Source organism: Enterobacter sp. JBIWA003 (assembly GCF_019968825.1).
GTDB lineage: Bacteria > Pseudomonadota > Gammaproteobacteria > Enterobacterales > Enterobacteriaceae > Enterobacter > Enterobacter quasiroggenkampii.
This window is the reverse complement of the sequence record NZ_CP074171.1, coordinates 150,627-167,921: the sequence shown is the minus strand read 5'-3', so window position 1 is coordinate 167,921 and position 17,295 is coordinate 150,627. Positions and strand designations below refer to the sequence as shown.

Here is a 17,295-nt window from a genome sequence, read left to right as displayed (position 1 = left end):
AAAACGACGAACACTGACAGATTTTAATCTGGCGGTGTGAAGCGTTGGACAACGAGCAACGCGAGGCGTCAGGTAATATGTCCAGCATAGCTTATTTACTTACCCGTTGCCCCCGAAATTTATTCGGCAGCTTCCCCTGTTACTTGCAGGTGTGATTAGCACCTTAAGGCACCATGTCGCATGAATTATATTTACACATGTCACACTTACACAAAATAATTTATTTTTGTAGGTGCTTGCTTTTATTTAAAATTTATTTACCTCGTGGAAGTGGTGATTCAGAAACGATTCACACAATTAAATATGGTGATTCACTAACGATTCACAGGCTCCAGAATGACGATTCACATATAACGTAAATGGCGATTCGAATCTGGATTCGAATCGCATTAAGTCACTGATTTAAATGAAGTGAATCACATGTGAATCTAGATTCGAATCGGATACGATTCATGTACGATTCGTAAGCGATTCATAAATTCATCCCAGGTTAAAAAATACCACTTTAAAAGTTTCATAAACCATTTTTTTTAATGACAAATCAGGCAAGATACAATCTTGCGACGGGTGTGGGGATTTTGAGGTGAGAAGCAGGCTATTGTGAAATAGCCTGCCGGGATGGGTTCAGGTATTACCGGGAGAAGGAAATTTTAATTATATTATTCTTTTCATTCACCTACAGGCAAACAGCCTCCAACGGTTCAATATAATGCCAGACATTATGCATAGTTCAGAACAACGAACCACGCATAATTTGCGTTATGTCTGGAACCCTACAGATGCCTGCAACTGTACTGTCTGCGTTATGTCAAAAGTCACTCAGAGTTAGGCGGTGTTTTCTTTGATTTATATCTGGCTATCAATTTAGAAAAAACAATCCCAACCCATGCAGTAAACCCGGTAATAGCACCAAAATAAAAAGCCCTTTTTATTTGATTGATTGGGAATAAAAAACCATCATTTTTGAGAGAAAAAAACAGAGATACAACCAAACCGACTCCAAGTAACGCTATTGTAAAAAACAGGCAGCAGTACAGAAGGAGAGTTAAATAATTCCACAAAATTCTCATTTATTCTCCTTTTTTTCAGGAGTTTGAGGATTATTGAGATCCTTGATAATTCCATTGGTAAACTCAGAGACAGCACCACCGCCAAGCTCATAAATAAAGCCCGGCACAGGGTCACTCCCTAAGATTTTCCCCACGGCTGTGGGGGCATACTTCCCAAATGCCCCACCCAGACCAGCACCAATACCAGCCCCGGCCAGTGACACTGTATTTGGACCATCAGTAAAGAATGCCCCCCCCATTGCGATACCTGTGTTCGCAAGGACACCACGACCGGGAGCCATCATGCCTGTTGTAAATGAGGTCGCGCTTCCCAGATAGTCCCACGACTTATTCGCATTCTGCGGCTGGTTTAAATCATAGACCTGATAACCACTATTGGCCACCAGTCCAAGAAGCCCGCCACCAAGAACTTTACCTGCTGACGCAGCAGGCCCCAGATACCATGCCCCGGCAATCATCACACCATCCTGGTAGCCATCCACGATCACTTTCGTGATATTGGTGCTGTCCGGCATATCTCCTTTCGCTATCTTATCCAGCCCGGCCTGCTTTTGTTCCGGTGTCAGATTATTGTCCACCGCGTACTTGTTCCATGATGTAGCCGCCGCAGCATTGCTTTCAAAACCATCACCAAAGCTGAGCGCGTTATTCTCAACAACAAAAATCATCTATCCGGCTCGTCAGATGTTTTTTTTCTGGCGTTGTACCAATCAATAATTTTGCTTAATAAAGCATACAGCCAGACAGCACAACTTGCGATTAAAGAAAAAACAACCCCTCTCTGAACCTCGGATAAAGGAAAGTTAAAGTATCCATTATTGTAATAAGATAATAGTGCTACCGCCGCTCTGAATAAAAAACCCATCACCATAAAAAAAACAAAGCAGTAGATAAACAAAACAAATGATTTCAATAAGTTACTTAGCATTTTTATCTCCTTTGTTTTCAGATGGCTTTAATGCATCTTTTATTGCACCGCCAGTAAACTCAGATATAAATGAACCACCAATGTCATAAGCAAATCCGGGAAGCTCTTTACCAATCTGTTTATCCACAATAACTGGCGCAAATTTCCCGAATGAACCACCGGCCAGCCCGCCGAGTGCAGCTCCGGCAAGTGACACTGTATTTGGACCATCAGTAAAGAATGCCCCCCCCATTGCGATACCTGTGTTCGCAAGGACACCACGACCGGGAGCCATCATGCCTGTTGTAAATGAGGTCGCGCTTCCCAGATAGTCCCACGACTTATTCGCATTCTGCGGCTGGTTTAAATCATAGACCTGATAACCACTATTGGCCGCCAGTCCAAGAAGCCCGCCACTAAGAACTTTACCTGCTGACGCAGCAGGCCCCAGATACCATGCACCGGCAATCATCACACCATCCTGGTAGCCATCCACGATCACTTTCGTGATATTGGTGCTGTCCGGCATATCACCTTTCGCTATCTTATCCAGCCCGGCCTGCTTTTGTTCCGGTGTCAGATTATTGTCCACCGCGTACTTGTTCCATGATGTAGCCGCCGCAGCATTGCTTTCAAAACCATCACCAAAGCTGAGCGAGTTATTCTCAACAACAACTCGTTCCGGTACACATTGCTGCGATGAACACGTTTTTTCCCTGTCCTTTCCGTGAGTTACAGCCGCTTTTGCACGCTGTACTTCCGGCACTGCAACTTTTTGCCCCGACGCGCCTTTTTCGCCCGAACACCCTACCGCCCCGGTGAAGATCACCAGGCACAGTAACAGGCTCATCAGACGTGTCAGCTTTTTTGGCATGCAGCATCATAACCCATCTTTGCTGTAATGAGTTATGCCGTTTTGAGATTCTATTCAGGGAGTTAGCGGGATTATACGGGGACAGCCGGGATAAGGCCGGAGAGGCCTCTGCGGGCCTCAGCTCTGGCTGTATTGCCCGGCTATCTTGCGGGAGGTGTGAAGTACTCGCAGGATGCGCACACGAGCGCTTTCTGCCACATACACTACGATGAACGGGAAGTGCGGCACCACCAGTTTACGCTGCTTCTCTGAGCCTCCGGCTTTCACTCCGGCAAGCGGGTTTTCCGCAAGGATAGTGACCATACCCGCCAGACGGTCGTCAGCCGCGATAGCCACCATTGCCCCCGCCTCGCGGTTCAGGTACCGGAAGAGGTTTTCTCTGTCATGCTGTGCGCGTTTTTCCCACTCAACCCTGATGCTCACAGCTTACCCCGCATGGCCTGTTGTTTCAGCGCCTTCATTCGCTTTTCCATTTCATCGTTGCTGATGTACTCGCCTTCACCTGCATCATGGCGGCTGAACGCCTGGGCTATCTGTGTTTCCAGCCAGCCTTCATGCTCGCTGCTCTGATGGCGACGTTCTTCTGCGGCCAGCTCTTCGGCCCGCTGGCGCATCAGCTCTGTAAGGCTCATCTGCTGGCGCTCTGCGGCCTGCATCGCCAGGCGTTTGGTTTCTTCGTCGATTCGGAAGTGGATAGTGCTGCTCATCGCCATAACCTCACGTGGTGTCAGTTGTGTTGTCATTATGATGATTGTCCTCAAGGTTGTCATCCAGGATTCGTGCTTCCCGCTCTGCCGGATGGGTTGAGGCATGAACCGCCTGTAACGCCCGCACCGACACCTGCGTGTATATCTGCGTCGATTCCACGCTGACATGGCCCAGCATCGCCTGTATCCACCGCAGATCTGCGCCGTTTTCCAGCATCTGGGTCGCCATCGCGTGCCGGAACAGGTGACAGCTTCCCTGCGCAACCAGCCCGGAGGCTCTCATATGGTGGCTGACGATGTTAGTGATCCCGTTGGGCGTCAGCCCCTCCACACCATCAAGGGCCACGAACAGCGCCTTACAGTGCGGGTTAACCAGTAACTGTGGCCGGACGTGGTGCAGGTAACGCTGCACCCACCACAGCGCACGCTCGCCCACCGGCACCACCCTGTCCTGCTTTCCCTTGCCCTGAACGATGGTCAGGATGCGGCGGTTTGCATCCACGCTGAACACCTCAAGCCCTGCGGCTTCGCTGCGCCGTATGCCCGTTGACCACAGCACCTCCATCAGCGCACGGTCACGGATGCCGCCGGGCGTGCTCAGGTCAGGCAGCGCCAGCACCTGCTCCACCTCGTCCACGCTCAGGATATAGCGCGGCAGGCGTTTTTCCAGCCTCGGCAGCTCAAGGTCGGCCGCCGGGTTCGCCAGTATCAGGTTCTGCTGCGTCATCCAGCGGAACCACACCTGGATGGGCTGCACCGCCGTGCGCTGGGTCCGGGTGGTCAGCGGCTCGCCGTTGCGCTTGCGGTACTGGTACAGGTGGCGCTGGTAGCGTTCCAGCACCGGACGCGTCACCTCTGCCGGATGGTGCAGCCCGCGCTCTGCCGCCCACTGGACGAACCGGTAGCTGTGGTGCGTCTGCACCTTCAGCGTCGTCTCTGACCAGTTGCGCTCCCGCCGCCACGCCACGAACCGCAGCAGCAGCGCGTACAGGCTCTTCGGGTCTGAGGCCGGGCCGACAGGCTGACGGTACACGTCATCGACCGTCAGCAGACTGCCACGCCGTTTTCGGTTAGCCATGCGTTACCGCCGCTGCGAAGGCGCTGTTGTGGTGATTATCGCTGTGATGATGGGGGGCAGTAGTGTGATGCGGCGCTTGCGGGTTATCACTCTTTACTGCGTTTTCGTTCAGCCCGTCCGGTTGTGGCTCCGGGCCTTGCACCGTGAGGCCTGGAGCTGTCTGCTCTGTACCAGACAACGGGCAGACCTGACCCTGACCTGAACCAGACCTTACGCCATCAGAGGCAGACTTGCGCTCGCTGCCCTCTGTTTTTGAGGCCGCGTTTATCAGCTCGCCCACATCCGGCAGACCGCACAGGTGCGGGGCCTGTGTGTTGTCGCCGTCCCACAGCAGCTCGTAGTGCAGCAGGTGGCCCCGACTCCCGCCGTGCAGCAGCAGGTATTCCATTTCCACCAGGCGCACACAGTGGTTTTTAAGCTGGCTGTCGCTCCACCCGGTACTGGCCCGGATATCACGGCGGGTGAAGCGAACCTCGCCCGGCAGACACTGCTGACGACCCGCCATCTCCCTGACCATCGCCTGTATCAGCAACAGCAGTTTGCGCGTCTGTGGCGGCATTTCATCCAGCGTCCGGCCCAGCACCTCGTGCGCCAGCCGGGTTGCCAGCGCGATATCGGCTTTTGTCACCTCGGTATACTCGATGACCTGCCCGCGATGGGTCGCACGTTTCACCTCCCGCTGGTACTGGTGCAGCAGCGCCACCGCCTGTATCAGCGTCAGGTATTTCATATGGTCGCGCCGGGTGCGGGTTTTGTCGCTGAGGAACGTTAACTGGTGCGCATACGGGTTCACTACTTTCAGCGGCCGCAGCAGCCGCTGGGCGTTCTGATGCAGGGTCGTCAGGTACTGTTTCTCACTCTGCGCCAGCAGACCCTCCAGCGTCTGCCCGTGGCGCTGCATCGCGTGTATCGCCTGCGTCTGCTCCCGGCTCTCGTTCACCGTCAGCACCAGGCAGCGGTTCAGCAGCTCTTCGTCCACGTCGATGGCCGTGGTCGTCAGCATCAGCATCACCGGACCCTGAACGCTGTATTCCCGCGTCACCAGTTCGCCGCTCTGCTCGTTCTTCCCCGTGCTGGCGATGGTCAGCGACCCGTCTGACTGCAGCAGCTTCAGCGCATACGCCGCCTGCCGCACACCTTCTTCCTCGGCGATGGCCAGTATCTTGTGTTGCAGCGAGGTTTCACCCAGGTAGTACAGGCTCTGGCCCGTCATCGCGCTGTACTGCACCCGTTCTTCATCCGGCATCAGCCCCAGCACCGCATCCATCAGCGAAGACTTCCCCGCCGCCGACGAGGACTGGATAAGTACTGCCAGCGGTTTATCCAGCTTGCGCGATACCGCCGCAAGATACCCGGTCAGCAGATTGGTGGACTCACCCACCACACCGCAGGCCGCCAGGTCATCGGTGATACGCGCCGCAAGGTCCGGGGATTTCAGGAGTGCCAGCGCCGCCGCTTCATCGTCAGCGTTCATCGTGATGGCGGTCCTGTTGTCGGTGGCTTCAGACTGTCGCGCCTCGTCCTGTTTCTGCTCCAGCAACAGCAGCAGGCGGCCGCATTCGCGTTTGATAACCGATTGCTCACAGGCCAGCTCTGTTGCCGCCGTGCTGACGTAGTTCTGCCGGCTCCGGGCATGGTACATATCCAGGCTGTCCACATGGACCGCCCCGCTCAGGCTGTCGCGCACCTGCACGTTAACTTTCATCACCTCCGGCTGACGCTGTTTCTGCCAGCCCCGTACCCGCCACGCGCGCGGGCCGCAGGTCAGCAGCAGGTCGCCGGACGCGCTCACCTCGTGCGCCACCGTGTCTGTCGTGGCCGCTGACGGTGCGGGGGCTGAGACGGCTAAGGAAGGGCTGTTGTCCGGTATGCCCGCCGTTACTGACGAAGACGGGGATTCATGGCTGAACACCACGCCGGGGCCATTACCCGTTCCCAGCCACTTCGCCTGCTGCAGGGCCAGACCCAGCGCCGACTCCGGGCTGCCGCTTTTCAGCGCATATTCATTCGCATCCATCCCCGCCGGGAACGGCACCCGCCACGCCTCCAGCCCACATGCCAGCAGTTCAGTTGCCACACGCTCTGCGCCACGGTCGCCCGCCTCGTCACGGTCATACGCGATAAGCACCCGCTTCACGCCGTGGTAGCGCAGGGCCGTCAGGTGGTCGGGGGTGAAGCCGTTCACCCCGTAAGCCGTGGTGACGTTGCGCAGCCCGGCACACCAGAAGGTCATCGCGTCGATCAGGGATTCACACAGGATGATGTCTGAGGAACCCCGCATCGCCGCTTCGTTCCATACGCCACACAGCGGCGACGGCAGATACAGGTGACGCGAAGATCCTTTCTTGATCTGGTTATCGGCCATTGTTCGCCGTCCGTACACTTGCAGCATTCTGCCACGGTGCGCCACGATGGCAGATTCAGACCATCCCTCTACAGGCATTGTCACGCAGCCACGGAAGTGATCCTGTCGGGTCTGCTCACGCAACACACCCAGCGCGGCCAGACGTTCCCGCAGACGACGGCCCTCTTTGCTCGTCGTTGAAGGCAACAGCCCCGTATCGCCGCTGATACCGTGCGTACCCGCGAACCCCAGCCGGAAGTGACTCACCAGTTCGGGATGCGTCAGGCCACGGTGCGCCAGCCATGCCTGCGCTTCCGGGCTGTCCAGCAGATTGCGGTGATAGAAGTCCGTTACCTGACGCAACAGTGCCTGACCGTCCACGTCCAGATCGACGAGCAGCTGACGCGCTGGCGTCGCTTTTGGCTCCACAGACGGGACAGCTAAGGAAGAAGCGTTACCGTCAGTCCCCGCCAGCCGGGCTTTCAGGAACGCCACCGCCTCCCGAAGCCCCTGCCCGGTGGTGCTCATCTGCCAGTCGATAACCGAGCCTTTGGCCCCGCAGCCGAAGCAGTGGTACAGCCCCTTTGCCGGGGTGATCACGCAGGACGGCGTTTTCTCGTCATGGAACGGGCACAGGCAGACGTAGCTGTCTGCCCCATGTTTTTTCAGCTTATGGCCCTGCGACTGGGCCAGTGTGAGCAGCGAGACGTGGCGTTTCAGCTCATCCAGTTCATGCTTCGGGATCCGGGCCATAAGCGTACTCCTTGCAAAAATGCGTCAAGATTCTGTTGTGGTTTATTTTAGTATCCCATATGCTACCAATGTCAAGATGATTATTTTTAGGGGGATATGATGACTGCATTGTTTTCTTATTGGTTAAATTCAATGAGTGTTGCCGATCGTCTGATTCATCTCCGCAAGAGTAAGGGTCTGACTCAGCAGGCACTGGCGGATGCTATAGGCCTGCATGTCACACAGATAAAACGTTATGAGGCTGGAAGCTCCCAGCCTTCGCTGGATGCGATTAAGAAGATTGCACAGACCTTACGCGTCACCACTGATTCGTTGATATTCGAGTCTGATGAGCTGGCTCCGGATGCTGATTTGGCGTTACAGTTTCAGGCCATTTCGCATATGGCCCCGGAGCAGCAACAGGTTATCAAGCAGCTTCTGGAAGGAATGATCATCAAGTACGAAGCAGAACGCTGGTCTTCAAGAGTGAAGTGACCGACGGTTAAAAAAGGCCGTCACACAAGACAGTTAATAAAAAATAACCATGCGCGATCTGTGCATGGTTTGGGGTGCCTTTTTTTATTTTTAATACAGTAATAAAAACAATACTTTTAAACCTTCTGCATCAGTATGATCCTTCCGCTATTTATCCCTCCCCTGCTACATCTGATATCCAATAATAAAAACGACGAACACTGACAGATTTTAATCTGGCGGTGTGAAGCGTTGGACAACGAGCAACGCGAGGCGTCAGGTAATATGTCCAGCATAGCTTATTTACTTACCCGTTGCCCCCGAAATTTATTCGGCAGCTTCCCCTGTTACTTGCAGGTGTGATTAGCACCTTAAGGCACCATGTCGCATGAATTATATTTACACATGTCACACTTACACAAAATAATTTATTTTTGTAGGTGCTTGCTTTTATTTAAAATTTATTTACCTCGTGGAAGTGGTGATTCAGAAACGATTCACACAATTAAATATGGTGATTCACTAACGATTCACAGGCTCCAGAATGACGATTCACATATAACGTAAATGGCGATTCGAATCTGGATTCGAATCGCATTAAGTCACTGATTTAAATGAAGTGAATCACATGTGAATCTAGATTCGAATCGGATACGATTCATGTACGATTCGTAAGCGATTCATAAATTCATCCCAGGTTAAAAAATACCACTTTAAAAGTTTCATAAACCATTTTTTTTAATGACAAATCAGGCAAGATACAATCTTGCGACGGGTGTGGGGATTTTGAGGTGAGAAGCAGGCTATTGTGAAATAGCCTGCCGGGATGGGTTCAGGTATTACCGGGAGAAGGAAATTTTAATTATATTATTCTTTTCATTCACCTACAGGCAAACAGCCTCCAACGGTTCAATATAATGCCAGACATTATGCATAGTTCAGAACAACGAACCACGCATAATTTGCGTTATGTCTGGAACCCTACAGATGCCTGCAACTGTACTGTCTGCGTTATGTCAAAAGTCACTCAGAGTTAGGCGGTGTTTTCTTTGATTTATATCTGGCTATCAATTTAGAAAAAACAATCCCAACCCATGCAGTAAACCCGGTAATAGCACCAAAATAAAAAGCCCTTTTTATTTGATTGATTGGGAATAAAAAACCATCATTTTTGAGAGAAAAAAACAGAGATACAACCAAACCGACTCCAAGTAACGCTATTGTAAAAAACAGGCAGCAGTACAGAAGGAGAGTTAAATAATTCCACAAAATTCTCATTTATTCTCCTTTTTTTCAGGAGTTTGAGGATTATTGAGATCCTTGATAATTCCATTGGTAAACTCAGAGACAGCACCACCGCCAAGCTCATAAATAAAGCCCGGCACAGGGTCACTCCCTAAGATTTTCCCCACGGCTGTGGGGGCATACTTCCCAAATGCCCCACCCAGACCAGCACCAATACCAGCCCCGGCCAGTGACACTGTATTTGGACCATCAGTAAAGAATGCCCCCCCCATTGCGATACCTGTGTTCGCAAGGACACCACGACCGGGAGCCATCATGCCTGTTGTAAATGAGGTCGCGCTTCCCAGATAGTCCCACGACTTATTCGCATTCTGCGGCTGGTTTAAATCATAGACCTGATAACCACTATTGGCCACCAGTCCAAGAAGCCCGCCACCAAGAACTTTACCTGCTGACGCAGCAGGCCCCAGATACCATGCCCCGGCAATCATCACACCATCCTGGTAGCCATCCACGATCACTTTCGTGATATTGGTGCTGTCCGGCATATCTCCTTTCGCTATCTTATCCAGCCCGGCCTGCTTTTGTTCCGGTGTCAGATTATTGTCCACCGCGTACTTGTTCCATGATGTAGCCGCCGCAGCATTGCTTTCAAAACCATCACCAAAGCTGAGCGCGTTATTCTCAACAACAAAAATCATCTATCCGGCTCGTCAGATGTTTTTTTTCTGGCGTTGTACCAATCAATAATTTTGCTTAATAAAGCATACAGCCAGACAGCACAACTTGCGATTAAAGAAAAAACAACCCCTCTCTGAACCTCGGATAAAGGAAAGTTAAAGTATCCATTATTGTAATAAGATAATAGTGCTACCGCCGCTCTGAATAAAAAACCCATCACCATAAAAAAAACAAAGCAGTAGATAAACAAAACAAATGATTTCAATAAGTTACTTAGCATTTTTATCTCCTTTGTTTTCAGATGGCTTTAATGCATCTTTTATTGCACCGCCAGTAAACTCAGATATAAATGAACCACCAATGTCATAAGCAAATCCGGGAAGCTCTTTACCAATCTGTTTATCCACAATAACTGGCGCAAATTTCCCGAATGAACCACCGGCCAGCCCGCCGAGTGCAGCTCCGGCAAGTGACACTGTATTTGGACCATCAGTAAAGAATGCCCCCCCCATTGCGATACCTGTGTTCGCAAGGACACCACGACCGGGAGCCATCATGCCTGTTGTAAATGAGGTCGCGCTTCCCAGATAGTCCCACGACTTATTCGCATTCTGCGGCTGGTTTAAATCATAGACCTGATAACCACTATTGGCCGCCAGTCCAAGAAGCCCGCCACTAAGAACTTTACCTGCTGACGCAGCAGGCCCCAGATACCATGCACCGGCAATCATCACACCATCCTGGTAGCCATCCACGATCACTTTCGTGATATTGGTGCTGTCCGGCATATCACCTTTCGCTATCTTATCCAGCCCGGCCTGCTTTTGTTCCGGTGTCAGATTATTGTCCACCGCGTACTTGTTCCATGATGTAGCCGCCGCAGCATTGCTTTCAAAACCATCACCAAAGCTGAGCGAGTTATTCTCAACAACAACTCGTTCCGGTACACATTGCTGCGATGAACACGTTTTTTCCCTCTCCTTTCCGTGAGTTACAGCCGCTTTTGCCTGCTGTACTTCCTGCCCGCCGACTTTTTGCCCCGACGCGCCTTTTTCGCCCGAACACGCTACCGCCCCGGTGAAGATCACCAGGCACAGTAACAGGCTCATCAGACGTGTCAGCTTTTTTGGCATACAGCATCATAACCCATCTTTGTTTTAATGAGTTATGCCGTTTTTATTTTCTGTTCAGGGAGTTAGCGGGATTATACGGGTATAGATGGGATAAGGCCGGAGAGGCCTCTGCGGACCTCAGCTCTGGCTGTATTGTCCGGCTATTTTGCGGGAGGTGTGAAGTACACGCAGGATGCGCACACGAGCGCTTTCTGCCACATACACGATGATGAACGGGAAGTGCGGCACCACCAGTTTACGCTGCTTCTCTGAGCGTCCGGCTTTCACCCCGGCAAGCGGGTTTTCCGCAAGGATAGCCGCCATGCCTGCCAGCCGTTCATCGGCTGCGATGGCGACCAGTGCGCCGGCTTCCCGATTCAGGTACAGGAAGATGTTTTCTCTGTCAGTCTGTGCGCGTTTTTCCCATTCAACCCTGACCGTCACAGCGTACCCCGCGTGGCCTGTTGTTTCAGCGCCTTCATTCGCTTTTCCATTTCATCGTTGCTGATGTACTCGCCTTCACCTGCATCATGGCGGCTGAACGCCTGGGCTATCTGTGTTTCCAGCCAGCCTTCATGCTCGCTGCTCTGATGGCGACGTTCTTCTGCGGCCAGCTCTTCGGCCCGCTGGCGCATCAGCTCTGTAAGGCTCATCTGCTGGCGCTCTGCGGCCTGCATCGCCAGGCGTTTGGTTTCTTCGTCGATTCGGAAGTGGATAGTGCTGCTCATCGCCATAACCTCACGTGGTGTCAGTTGTGTTGTCATTATGATGATTGTCCTCAAGGTTGTCATCCAGGATTCGTGCTTCCCGCTCTGCCGGATGGGTTGAGGCATGAACCGCCTGTAACGCCCGCACCGACACCTGCGTGTATATCTGCGTCGATTCCACGCTGACATGGCCCAGCATCGCCTGTATCCACCGCAGATCTGCGCCGTTTTCCAGCATCTGGGTCGCCATCGCGTGCCGGAACAGGTGACAGCTTCCCTGCGCAACCAGCCCGGAGGCTCTCATATGGTGGCTGACGATGTTAGTGATCCCGTTGGGCGTCAGCCCCTCCACACCATCAAGGGCCACGAACAGCGCCTTACAGTGCGGGTTAACCAGTAACTGTGGCCGGACGTGGTGCAGGTAACGCTGCACCCACCACAGCGCACGCTCGCCCACCGGCACCACCCTGTCCTGCTTTCCCTTGCCCTGAACGATGGTCAGGATGCGGCGGTTTGCATCCACGCTGAACACCTCAAGCCCTGCGGCTTCGCTGCGCCGTATGCCCGTTGACCACAGCACCTCCATCAGCGCACGGTCACGGATGCCGCCGGGCGTGCTCAGGTCAGGCAGCGCCAGCACCTGCTCCACCTCGTCCACGCTCAGGATATAGCGCGGCAGGCGTTTTTCCAGCCTCGGCAGCTCAAGGTCGGCCGCCGGGTTCGCCAGTATCAGGTTCTGCTGCGTCATCCAGCGGAACCACACCTGGATGGGCTGCACCGCCGTGCGCTGGGTCCGGGTGGTCAGCGGCTCGCCGTTGCGCTTGCGGTACTGGTACAGGTGGCGCTGGTAGCGTTCCAGCACCGGACGCGTCACCTCTGCCGGATGGTGCAGCCCGCGCTCTGCCGCCCACTGGACGAACCGGTAGCTGTGGTGCGTCTGCACCTTCAGCGTCGTCTCTGACCAGTTGCGCTCCCGCCGCCACGCCACGAACCGCAGCAGCAGCGCGTACAGGCTCTTCGGGTCTGAGGCCGGGCCGACAGGCTGACGGTACACGTCATCGACCGTCAGCAGACTGCCACGCCGTTTTCGGTTAGCCATGCGTTACCGCCGCTGCGAAGGCGCTGTTGTGGTGATTATCGCTGTGATGATGGGGGGCAGTAGTGTGATGCGGCGCTTGCGGGTTATCACTCTTTACTGCGTTTTCGTTCAGCCCGTCCGGTTGTGGCTCCGGGCCTTGCACCGTGAGGCCTGGAGCTGTCTGCTCTGTACCAGACAACGGGCAGACCTGACCCTGACCTGAACCAGACCTTACGCCATCAGAGGCAGACTTGCGCTCGCTGCCCTCTGTTTTTGAGGCCGCGTTTATCAGCTCGCCCACATCCGGCAGACCGCACAGGTGCGGGGCCTGTGTGTTGTCGCCGTCCCACAGCAGCTCGTAGTGCAGCAGGTGGCCCCGACTCCCGCCGTGCAGCAGCAGGTATTCCATTTCCACCAGGCGCACACAGTGGTTTTTAAGCTGGCTGTCGCTCCACCCGGTACTGGCCCGGATATCACGGCGGGTGAAGCGAACCTCGCCCGGCAGACACTGCTGACGACCCGCCATCTCCCTGACCATCGCCTGTATCAGCAACAGCAGTTTGCGCGTCTGTGGCGGCATTTCATCCAGCGTCCGGCCCAGCACCTCGTGCGCCAGCCGGGTTGCCAGCGCGATATCGGCTTTTGTCACCTCGGTATACTCGATGACCTGCCCGCGATGGGTCGCACGTTTCACCTCCCGCTGGTACTGGTGCAGCAGCGCCACCGCCTGTATCAGCGTCAGGTATTTCATATGGTCGCGCCGGGTGCGGGTTTTGTCGCTGAGGAACGTTAACTGGTGCGCATACGGGTTCACTACTTTCAGCGGCCGCAGCAGCCGCTGGGCGTTCTGATGCAGGGTCGTCAGGTACTGTTTCTCACTCTGCGCCAGCAGACCCTCCAGCGTCTGCCCGTGGCGCTGCATCGCGTGTATCGCCTGCGTCTGCTCCCGGCTCTCGTTCACCGTCAGCACCAGGCAGCGGTTCAGCAGCTCTTCGTCCACGTCGATGGCCGTGGTCGTCAGCATCAGCATCACCGGACCCTGAACGCTGTATTCCCGCGTCACCAGTTCGCCGCTCTGCTCGTTCTTCCCCGTGCTGGCGATGGTCAGCGACCCGTCTGACTGCAGCAGCTTCAGCGCATACGCCGCCTGCCGCACACCTTCTTCCTCGGCGATGGCCAGTATCTTGTGTTGCAGCGAGGTTTCACCCAGGTAGTACAGGCTCTGGCCCGTCATCGCGCTGTACTGCACCCGTTCTTCATCCGGCATCAGCCCCAGCACCGCATCCATCAGCGAAGACTTCCCCGCCGCCGACGAGGACTGGATAAGTACTGCCAGCGGTTTATCCAGCTTGCGCGATACCGCCGCAAGATACCCGGTCAGCAGATTGGTGGACTCACCCACCACACCGCAGGCCGCCAGGTCATCGGTGATACGCGCCGCAAGGTCCGGGGATTTCAGGAGTGCCAGCGCCGCCGCTTCATCGTCAGCGTTCATCGTGATGGCGGTCCTGTTGTCGGTGGCTTCAGACTGTCGCGCCTCGTCCTGTTTCTGCTCCAGCAACAGCAGCAGGCGGCCGCATTCGCGTTTGATAACCGATTGCTCACAGGCCAGCTCTGTTGCCGCCGTGCTGACGTAGTTCTGCCGGCTCCGGGCATGGTACATATCCAGGCTGTCCACATGGACCGCCCCGCTCAGGCTGTCGCGCACCTGCACGTTAACTTTCATCACCTCCGGCTGACGCTGTTTCTGCCAGCCACGTACCCGCCACACGCGCGGACCGCAGGTCAGCAGCAGGTCACCGGACGCGCTCACCTCGTGCGCCACAGTGCCTGTCGTGCTCGCTGACGGTGCGGAGGCCGGGACGGCTAAGGAAGGGCCGTTGTCCGGTGTCCCTGCCACCTCTGACGATGGCGGGGATTCATGGCTGAACACCACGCCGGGGCCACTGCCCTGCCCCAGCCACTTCGCCTGCTGCAGGGCCAGACCCAGCGCCGACTCCGGGCTGCCGCTTTTCAGCGCATATTCATTCGCATCCATCCCCGCCGGGAACGGCACCCGCCACGCCTCCAGCCCACATGCCAGCAGTTCAGTTGCCACACGCTCTGCGCCACGGTCGCCCGCCTCGTCACGGTCATACGCGATAAGCACCCGCTTCACGCCGTGGTAGCGCAGGGCCGTCAGGTGGTCGGGGGTGAAGCCGTTCACCCCGTAAGCCGTGGTGACGTTGCGCAGCCCGGCACACCAGAAGGTCATCGCGTCGATCAGGGATTCACACAGGATGATGTCTGAGGAACCCCGCATCGCCGCTTCGTTCCATACGCCACACAGCGGCGACGGCAGATACAGGTGACGCGAAGATCCTTTCTTGATCTGGTTATCGGCCATTGTTCGCCGTCCGTACACTTGCAGCATTCTGCCACGGTGCGCCACGATGGCAGATTCAGACCATCCCTCTACAGGCATTGTCACGCAGCCACGGAAGTGATCCTGTCGGGTCTGCTCACGCAACACACCCAGCGCGGCCAGACGTTCCCGCAGACGACGGCCCTCTTTGCTCGTCGTTGAAGGCAACAGCCCCGTATCGCCGCTGATACCGTGCGTACCCGCGAACCCCAGCCGGAAGTGACTCACCAGTTCGGGATGCGTCAGGCCACGGTGCGCCAGCCATGCCTGCGCTTCCGGGCTGTCCAGCAGATTGCGGTGATAGAAGTCCGTTACCTGACGCAACAGTGCCTGACCGTCCACGTCCAGATCGACGAGCAGCTGACGCGCTGGCGTCGCTTTTGGCTCCACAGACGGGACAGCTAAGGAAGAAGCGTTACCGTCAGTCCCCGCCAGCCGGGCTTTCAGGAACGCCACCGCCTCCCGAAGCCCCTGCCCGGTGGTGCTCATCTGCCAGTCGATAACCGAGCCTTTGGCCCCGCAGCCGAAGCAGTGGTACAGCCCCTTTGCCGGGGTGATCACGCAGGACGGCGTTTTCTCGTCATGGAACGGGCACAGGCAGACGTAGCTGTCTGCCCCATGTTTTTTCAGCTTATGGCCCTGCGACTGGGCCAGTGTGAGCAACGAGACGTGGCGTTTCAGCTCATCCAGTTCATGCACCGGGATGCGGGCCATAAGCGTACTCCTGTAAAATGCGTCAAGATATATACAATATACTTTTACAGTACACTATAATATACTTACGTCAAGTCAGCTCAACAGGAGGGGTTAGTATCATGGGTAACATTCATCACTGGTTTACTACCATGAGCTTTTCCCAACGCATCGTTGCACTGCGTAAGCAGCGAGGATTGACACAGCAGGGACTGTCCGATGCCACAGGCATTCATGTCCAGCAGATAAAGCGCTATGAAGCTGGTAGCTCTTTACCTACTGCTGACGCCCTCAAGAAGCTGGCGATTGTTTTACATGTCACCTCTGATTTTCTCCTGTTTGAGCCGGGGGAACGTGAGCCAGAAGATGACATGAAGCTTCGGTTTGAAGCCGTTGCGGCAATGTCTGATGAAGACAGGGAGATCGCCAAAGCGGTACTGGATGCAATGATTGTAAAGAGTCAGGTCACGCAAGCTGTTGCCAGAGTAGGCAAAGCGACAGTTAAAAAGATCTGAAGACCGACAGTTAATAAAAAAATAACTATGCGCGATCAGTGCATGGTTTGGGGAGCCTTTTTTTATTTTTAATACAGTAATAAAAACAATACGTTTAAACCTTCTGCATCAGTATGATCCTTCCGCTGTTTATCCCTCCCCTGCTACATCTGATATCCAATAATAAAAACGACGAACACTGACAGATTTTAATCTGGCGGTGTGAAGCGTTGGACAACGAGCAACGCGAGGCGTCAGGGAAATTTAAAGGATTCCCCTTTGGCGTGCAGCTGTATACAGTCTGTAACGTGTCTCTGTCAGATAATGTAACGAAAAACCATATCAGGGAACTTTCGTTAAGTTGCATTAAATTTCATTACTGCCTTTTATTATTTCCATGAGTTACACCAAATAGCGCTGAGTTGATTTAAGCCTCGCAATGGAAAATTTATCAACTGCAGATTCACGCTGTCATTATCCTGAAGTATAAATAACACCTTACTGTAAAATTATTATTTAAAGGATTTTTGAGATTTATTTATACGAATATTATTCACCTTTTTCGTAGAGTCGGATTAGAGTCGTCAATAATATTTATGGGATTCACTGTCTAAAAAATGACGACTCTACTCCCTGTAAAAATCAGAGTGCACTCTAGAGTACACTCTACTTAAAGCCTTGCTACATGTGGGCAT

General features: G+C 54.2%; 18 protein-coding genes. 2 read left to right on the top strand and 16 right to left on the bottom strand.

Translation table 11 applies throughout. The features are described from left to right. Positions 1–815: 815 nt before the first annotated feature. The 8 genes from KGP25_RS25320 to KGP25_RS25285 form a co-directional block, all read right to left on the bottom strand. Complete coding sequence (locus tag KGP25_RS25320; RefSeq protein ID WP_223539167.1) at positions 816–1,070, bottom strand: hypothetical protein; 255 nt, start codon at positions 1,068–1,070, stop codon at positions 816–818. Next, complete coding sequence (locus tag KGP25_RS25315; protein WP_223539168.1) at positions 1,067–1,738, bottom strand: adhesin; 672 nt, start codon at positions 1,736–1,738, stop codon at positions 1,067–1,069. The genes KGP25_RS25320 and KGP25_RS25315 overlap by 4 nt, the downstream gene beginning before the upstream one ends. Next, a complete protein-coding gene (locus KGP25_RS25310) occupies positions 1,735–1,998 on the bottom strand; it encodes a hypothetical protein (protein WP_223539169.1) in 264 nt (87 codons plus the stop codon). Before KGP25_RS25310 ends, KGP25_RS25315 begins: the two co-directional genes overlap by 4 nt. Beyond that, entirely contained in the window at positions 1,988–2,851 is an 864-nt protein-coding gene (locus KGP25_RS25305) for an adhesin (protein WP_223540630.1), read from the bottom strand. The genes KGP25_RS25310 and KGP25_RS25305 overlap by 11 nt, the downstream gene beginning before the upstream one ends. Before the next feature lie 117 nt (positions 2,852–2,968). Continuing rightward, the gene (locus KGP25_RS25300) at positions 2,969–3,274 is read right to left on the bottom strand and encodes a type II toxin-antitoxin system RelE/ParE family toxin (RefSeq protein WP_223539163.1); all 306 of its coding nucleotides are present in this window, start codon (positions 3,272–3,274) and stop codon (positions 2,969–2,971) included. Then, a complete protein-coding gene (locus KGP25_RS25295; RefSeq protein ID WP_223540567.1) occupies positions 3,271–3,558 on the bottom strand; it encodes a damage-inducible protein J in 288 nt (95 codons plus the stop codon). The genes KGP25_RS25300 and KGP25_RS25295 overlap by 4 nt, the downstream gene beginning before the upstream one ends. 10 nt (positions 3,559–3,568) lie before the next feature. After that, positions 3,569–4,636, bottom strand: coding sequence for a site-specific tyrosine recombinase XerC (xerC, locus tag KGP25_RS25290; RefSeq protein ID WP_223539164.1), 1,068 nt, complete (start codon positions 4,634–4,636; stop codon positions 3,569–3,571). Continuing rightward, positions 4,629–7,733 carry a CHC2 zinc finger domain-containing protein gene (locus KGP25_RS25285; protein WP_223539165.1) on the bottom strand — a complete coding sequence of 1,035 codons (3,105 nt, stop codon included), beginning with the start codon at positions 7,731–7,733 and terminating at the stop codon, positions 4,629–4,631. The genes xerC (KGP25_RS25290) and KGP25_RS25285 overlap by 8 nt, the downstream gene beginning before the upstream one ends. 132 nt (positions 7,734–7,865) lie before the next feature. Between KGP25_RS25285 and KGP25_RS25280 the strand changes: the two genes are divergently transcribed. Next, on the top strand, positions 7,866–8,207 hold the full coding sequence (locus tag KGP25_RS25280) for a helix-turn-helix transcriptional regulator (RefSeq protein ID WP_345790654.1): 342 nt from the start codon (positions 7,866–7,868) through the stop codon (positions 8,205–8,207). Positions 8,208–9,209: 1,002 nt separating this feature from the next. Here the strand turns inward: KGP25_RS25280 and KGP25_RS25275 are convergent. The 8 genes from KGP25_RS25275 to KGP25_RS25240 all read right to left on the bottom strand — a co-directional run bounded on the left by KGP25_RS25275 (position 9,210) and on the right by KGP25_RS25240 (position 16,127). Then, positions 9,210–9,464, bottom strand: coding sequence for a hypothetical protein (locus tag KGP25_RS25275; protein ID WP_223539167.1), 255 nt, complete (start codon positions 9,462–9,464; stop codon positions 9,210–9,212). Beyond that, complete coding sequence (locus KGP25_RS25270; protein WP_223539168.1) at positions 9,461–10,132, bottom strand: adhesin; 672 nt, start codon at positions 10,130–10,132, stop codon at positions 9,461–9,463. Before KGP25_RS25270 ends, KGP25_RS25275 begins: the two co-directional genes overlap by 4 nt. Further along, positions 10,129–10,392, bottom strand: a complete 264-nt coding sequence (locus tag KGP25_RS25265; RefSeq protein ID WP_223539169.1) for a hypothetical protein — start codon at positions 10,390–10,392, stop codon at positions 10,129–10,131. The genes KGP25_RS25270 and KGP25_RS25265 overlap by 4 nt, the downstream gene beginning before the upstream one ends. Next, on the bottom strand, positions 10,382–11,245 hold the full coding sequence (locus tag KGP25_RS25260) for an adhesin (RefSeq protein WP_223540629.1): 864 nt from the start codon (positions 11,243–11,245) through the stop codon (positions 10,382–10,384). Before KGP25_RS25260 ends, KGP25_RS25265 begins: the two co-directional genes overlap by 11 nt. A 117-nt stretch (positions 11,246–11,362) precedes the next feature. Further along, entirely contained in the window at positions 11,363–11,668 is a 306-nt protein-coding gene (locus KGP25_RS25255) for a type II toxin-antitoxin system RelE/ParE family toxin (RefSeq protein WP_223540628.1), read from the bottom strand. Beyond that, positions 11,665–11,952, bottom strand: a complete 288-nt coding sequence (locus KGP25_RS25250; protein ID WP_223540710.1) for a damage-inducible protein J — start codon at positions 11,950–11,952, stop codon at positions 11,665–11,667. Before KGP25_RS25250 ends, KGP25_RS25255 begins: the two co-directional genes overlap by 4 nt. 10 nt (positions 11,953–11,962) lie before the next feature. Next, positions 11,963–13,030: a site-specific tyrosine recombinase XerC gene (gene xerC / locus KGP25_RS25245; protein WP_223539164.1), complete on the bottom strand. Its 1,068-nt coding sequence runs from the start codon at positions 13,028–13,030 to the stop codon at positions 11,963–11,965. Further along, on the bottom strand, positions 13,023–16,127 hold the full coding sequence (locus tag KGP25_RS25240; RefSeq protein WP_223540627.1) for a CHC2 zinc finger domain-containing protein: 3,105 nt from the start codon (positions 16,125–16,127) through the stop codon (positions 13,023–13,025). The genes xerC (KGP25_RS25245) and KGP25_RS25240 overlap by 8 nt, the downstream gene beginning before the upstream one ends. A 131-nt stretch (positions 16,128–16,258) precedes the next feature. Here KGP25_RS25240 and KGP25_RS25235 point away from each other — a divergent pair, with 131 nt between their 5' ends. Then, positions 16,259–16,621 carry a helix-turn-helix transcriptional regulator gene (locus KGP25_RS25235; protein WP_348984754.1) on the top strand — a complete coding sequence of 121 codons (363 nt, stop codon included), beginning with the start codon at positions 16,259–16,261 and terminating at the stop codon, positions 16,619–16,621. Positions 16,622–17,295: the final 674 nt, after the last annotated feature.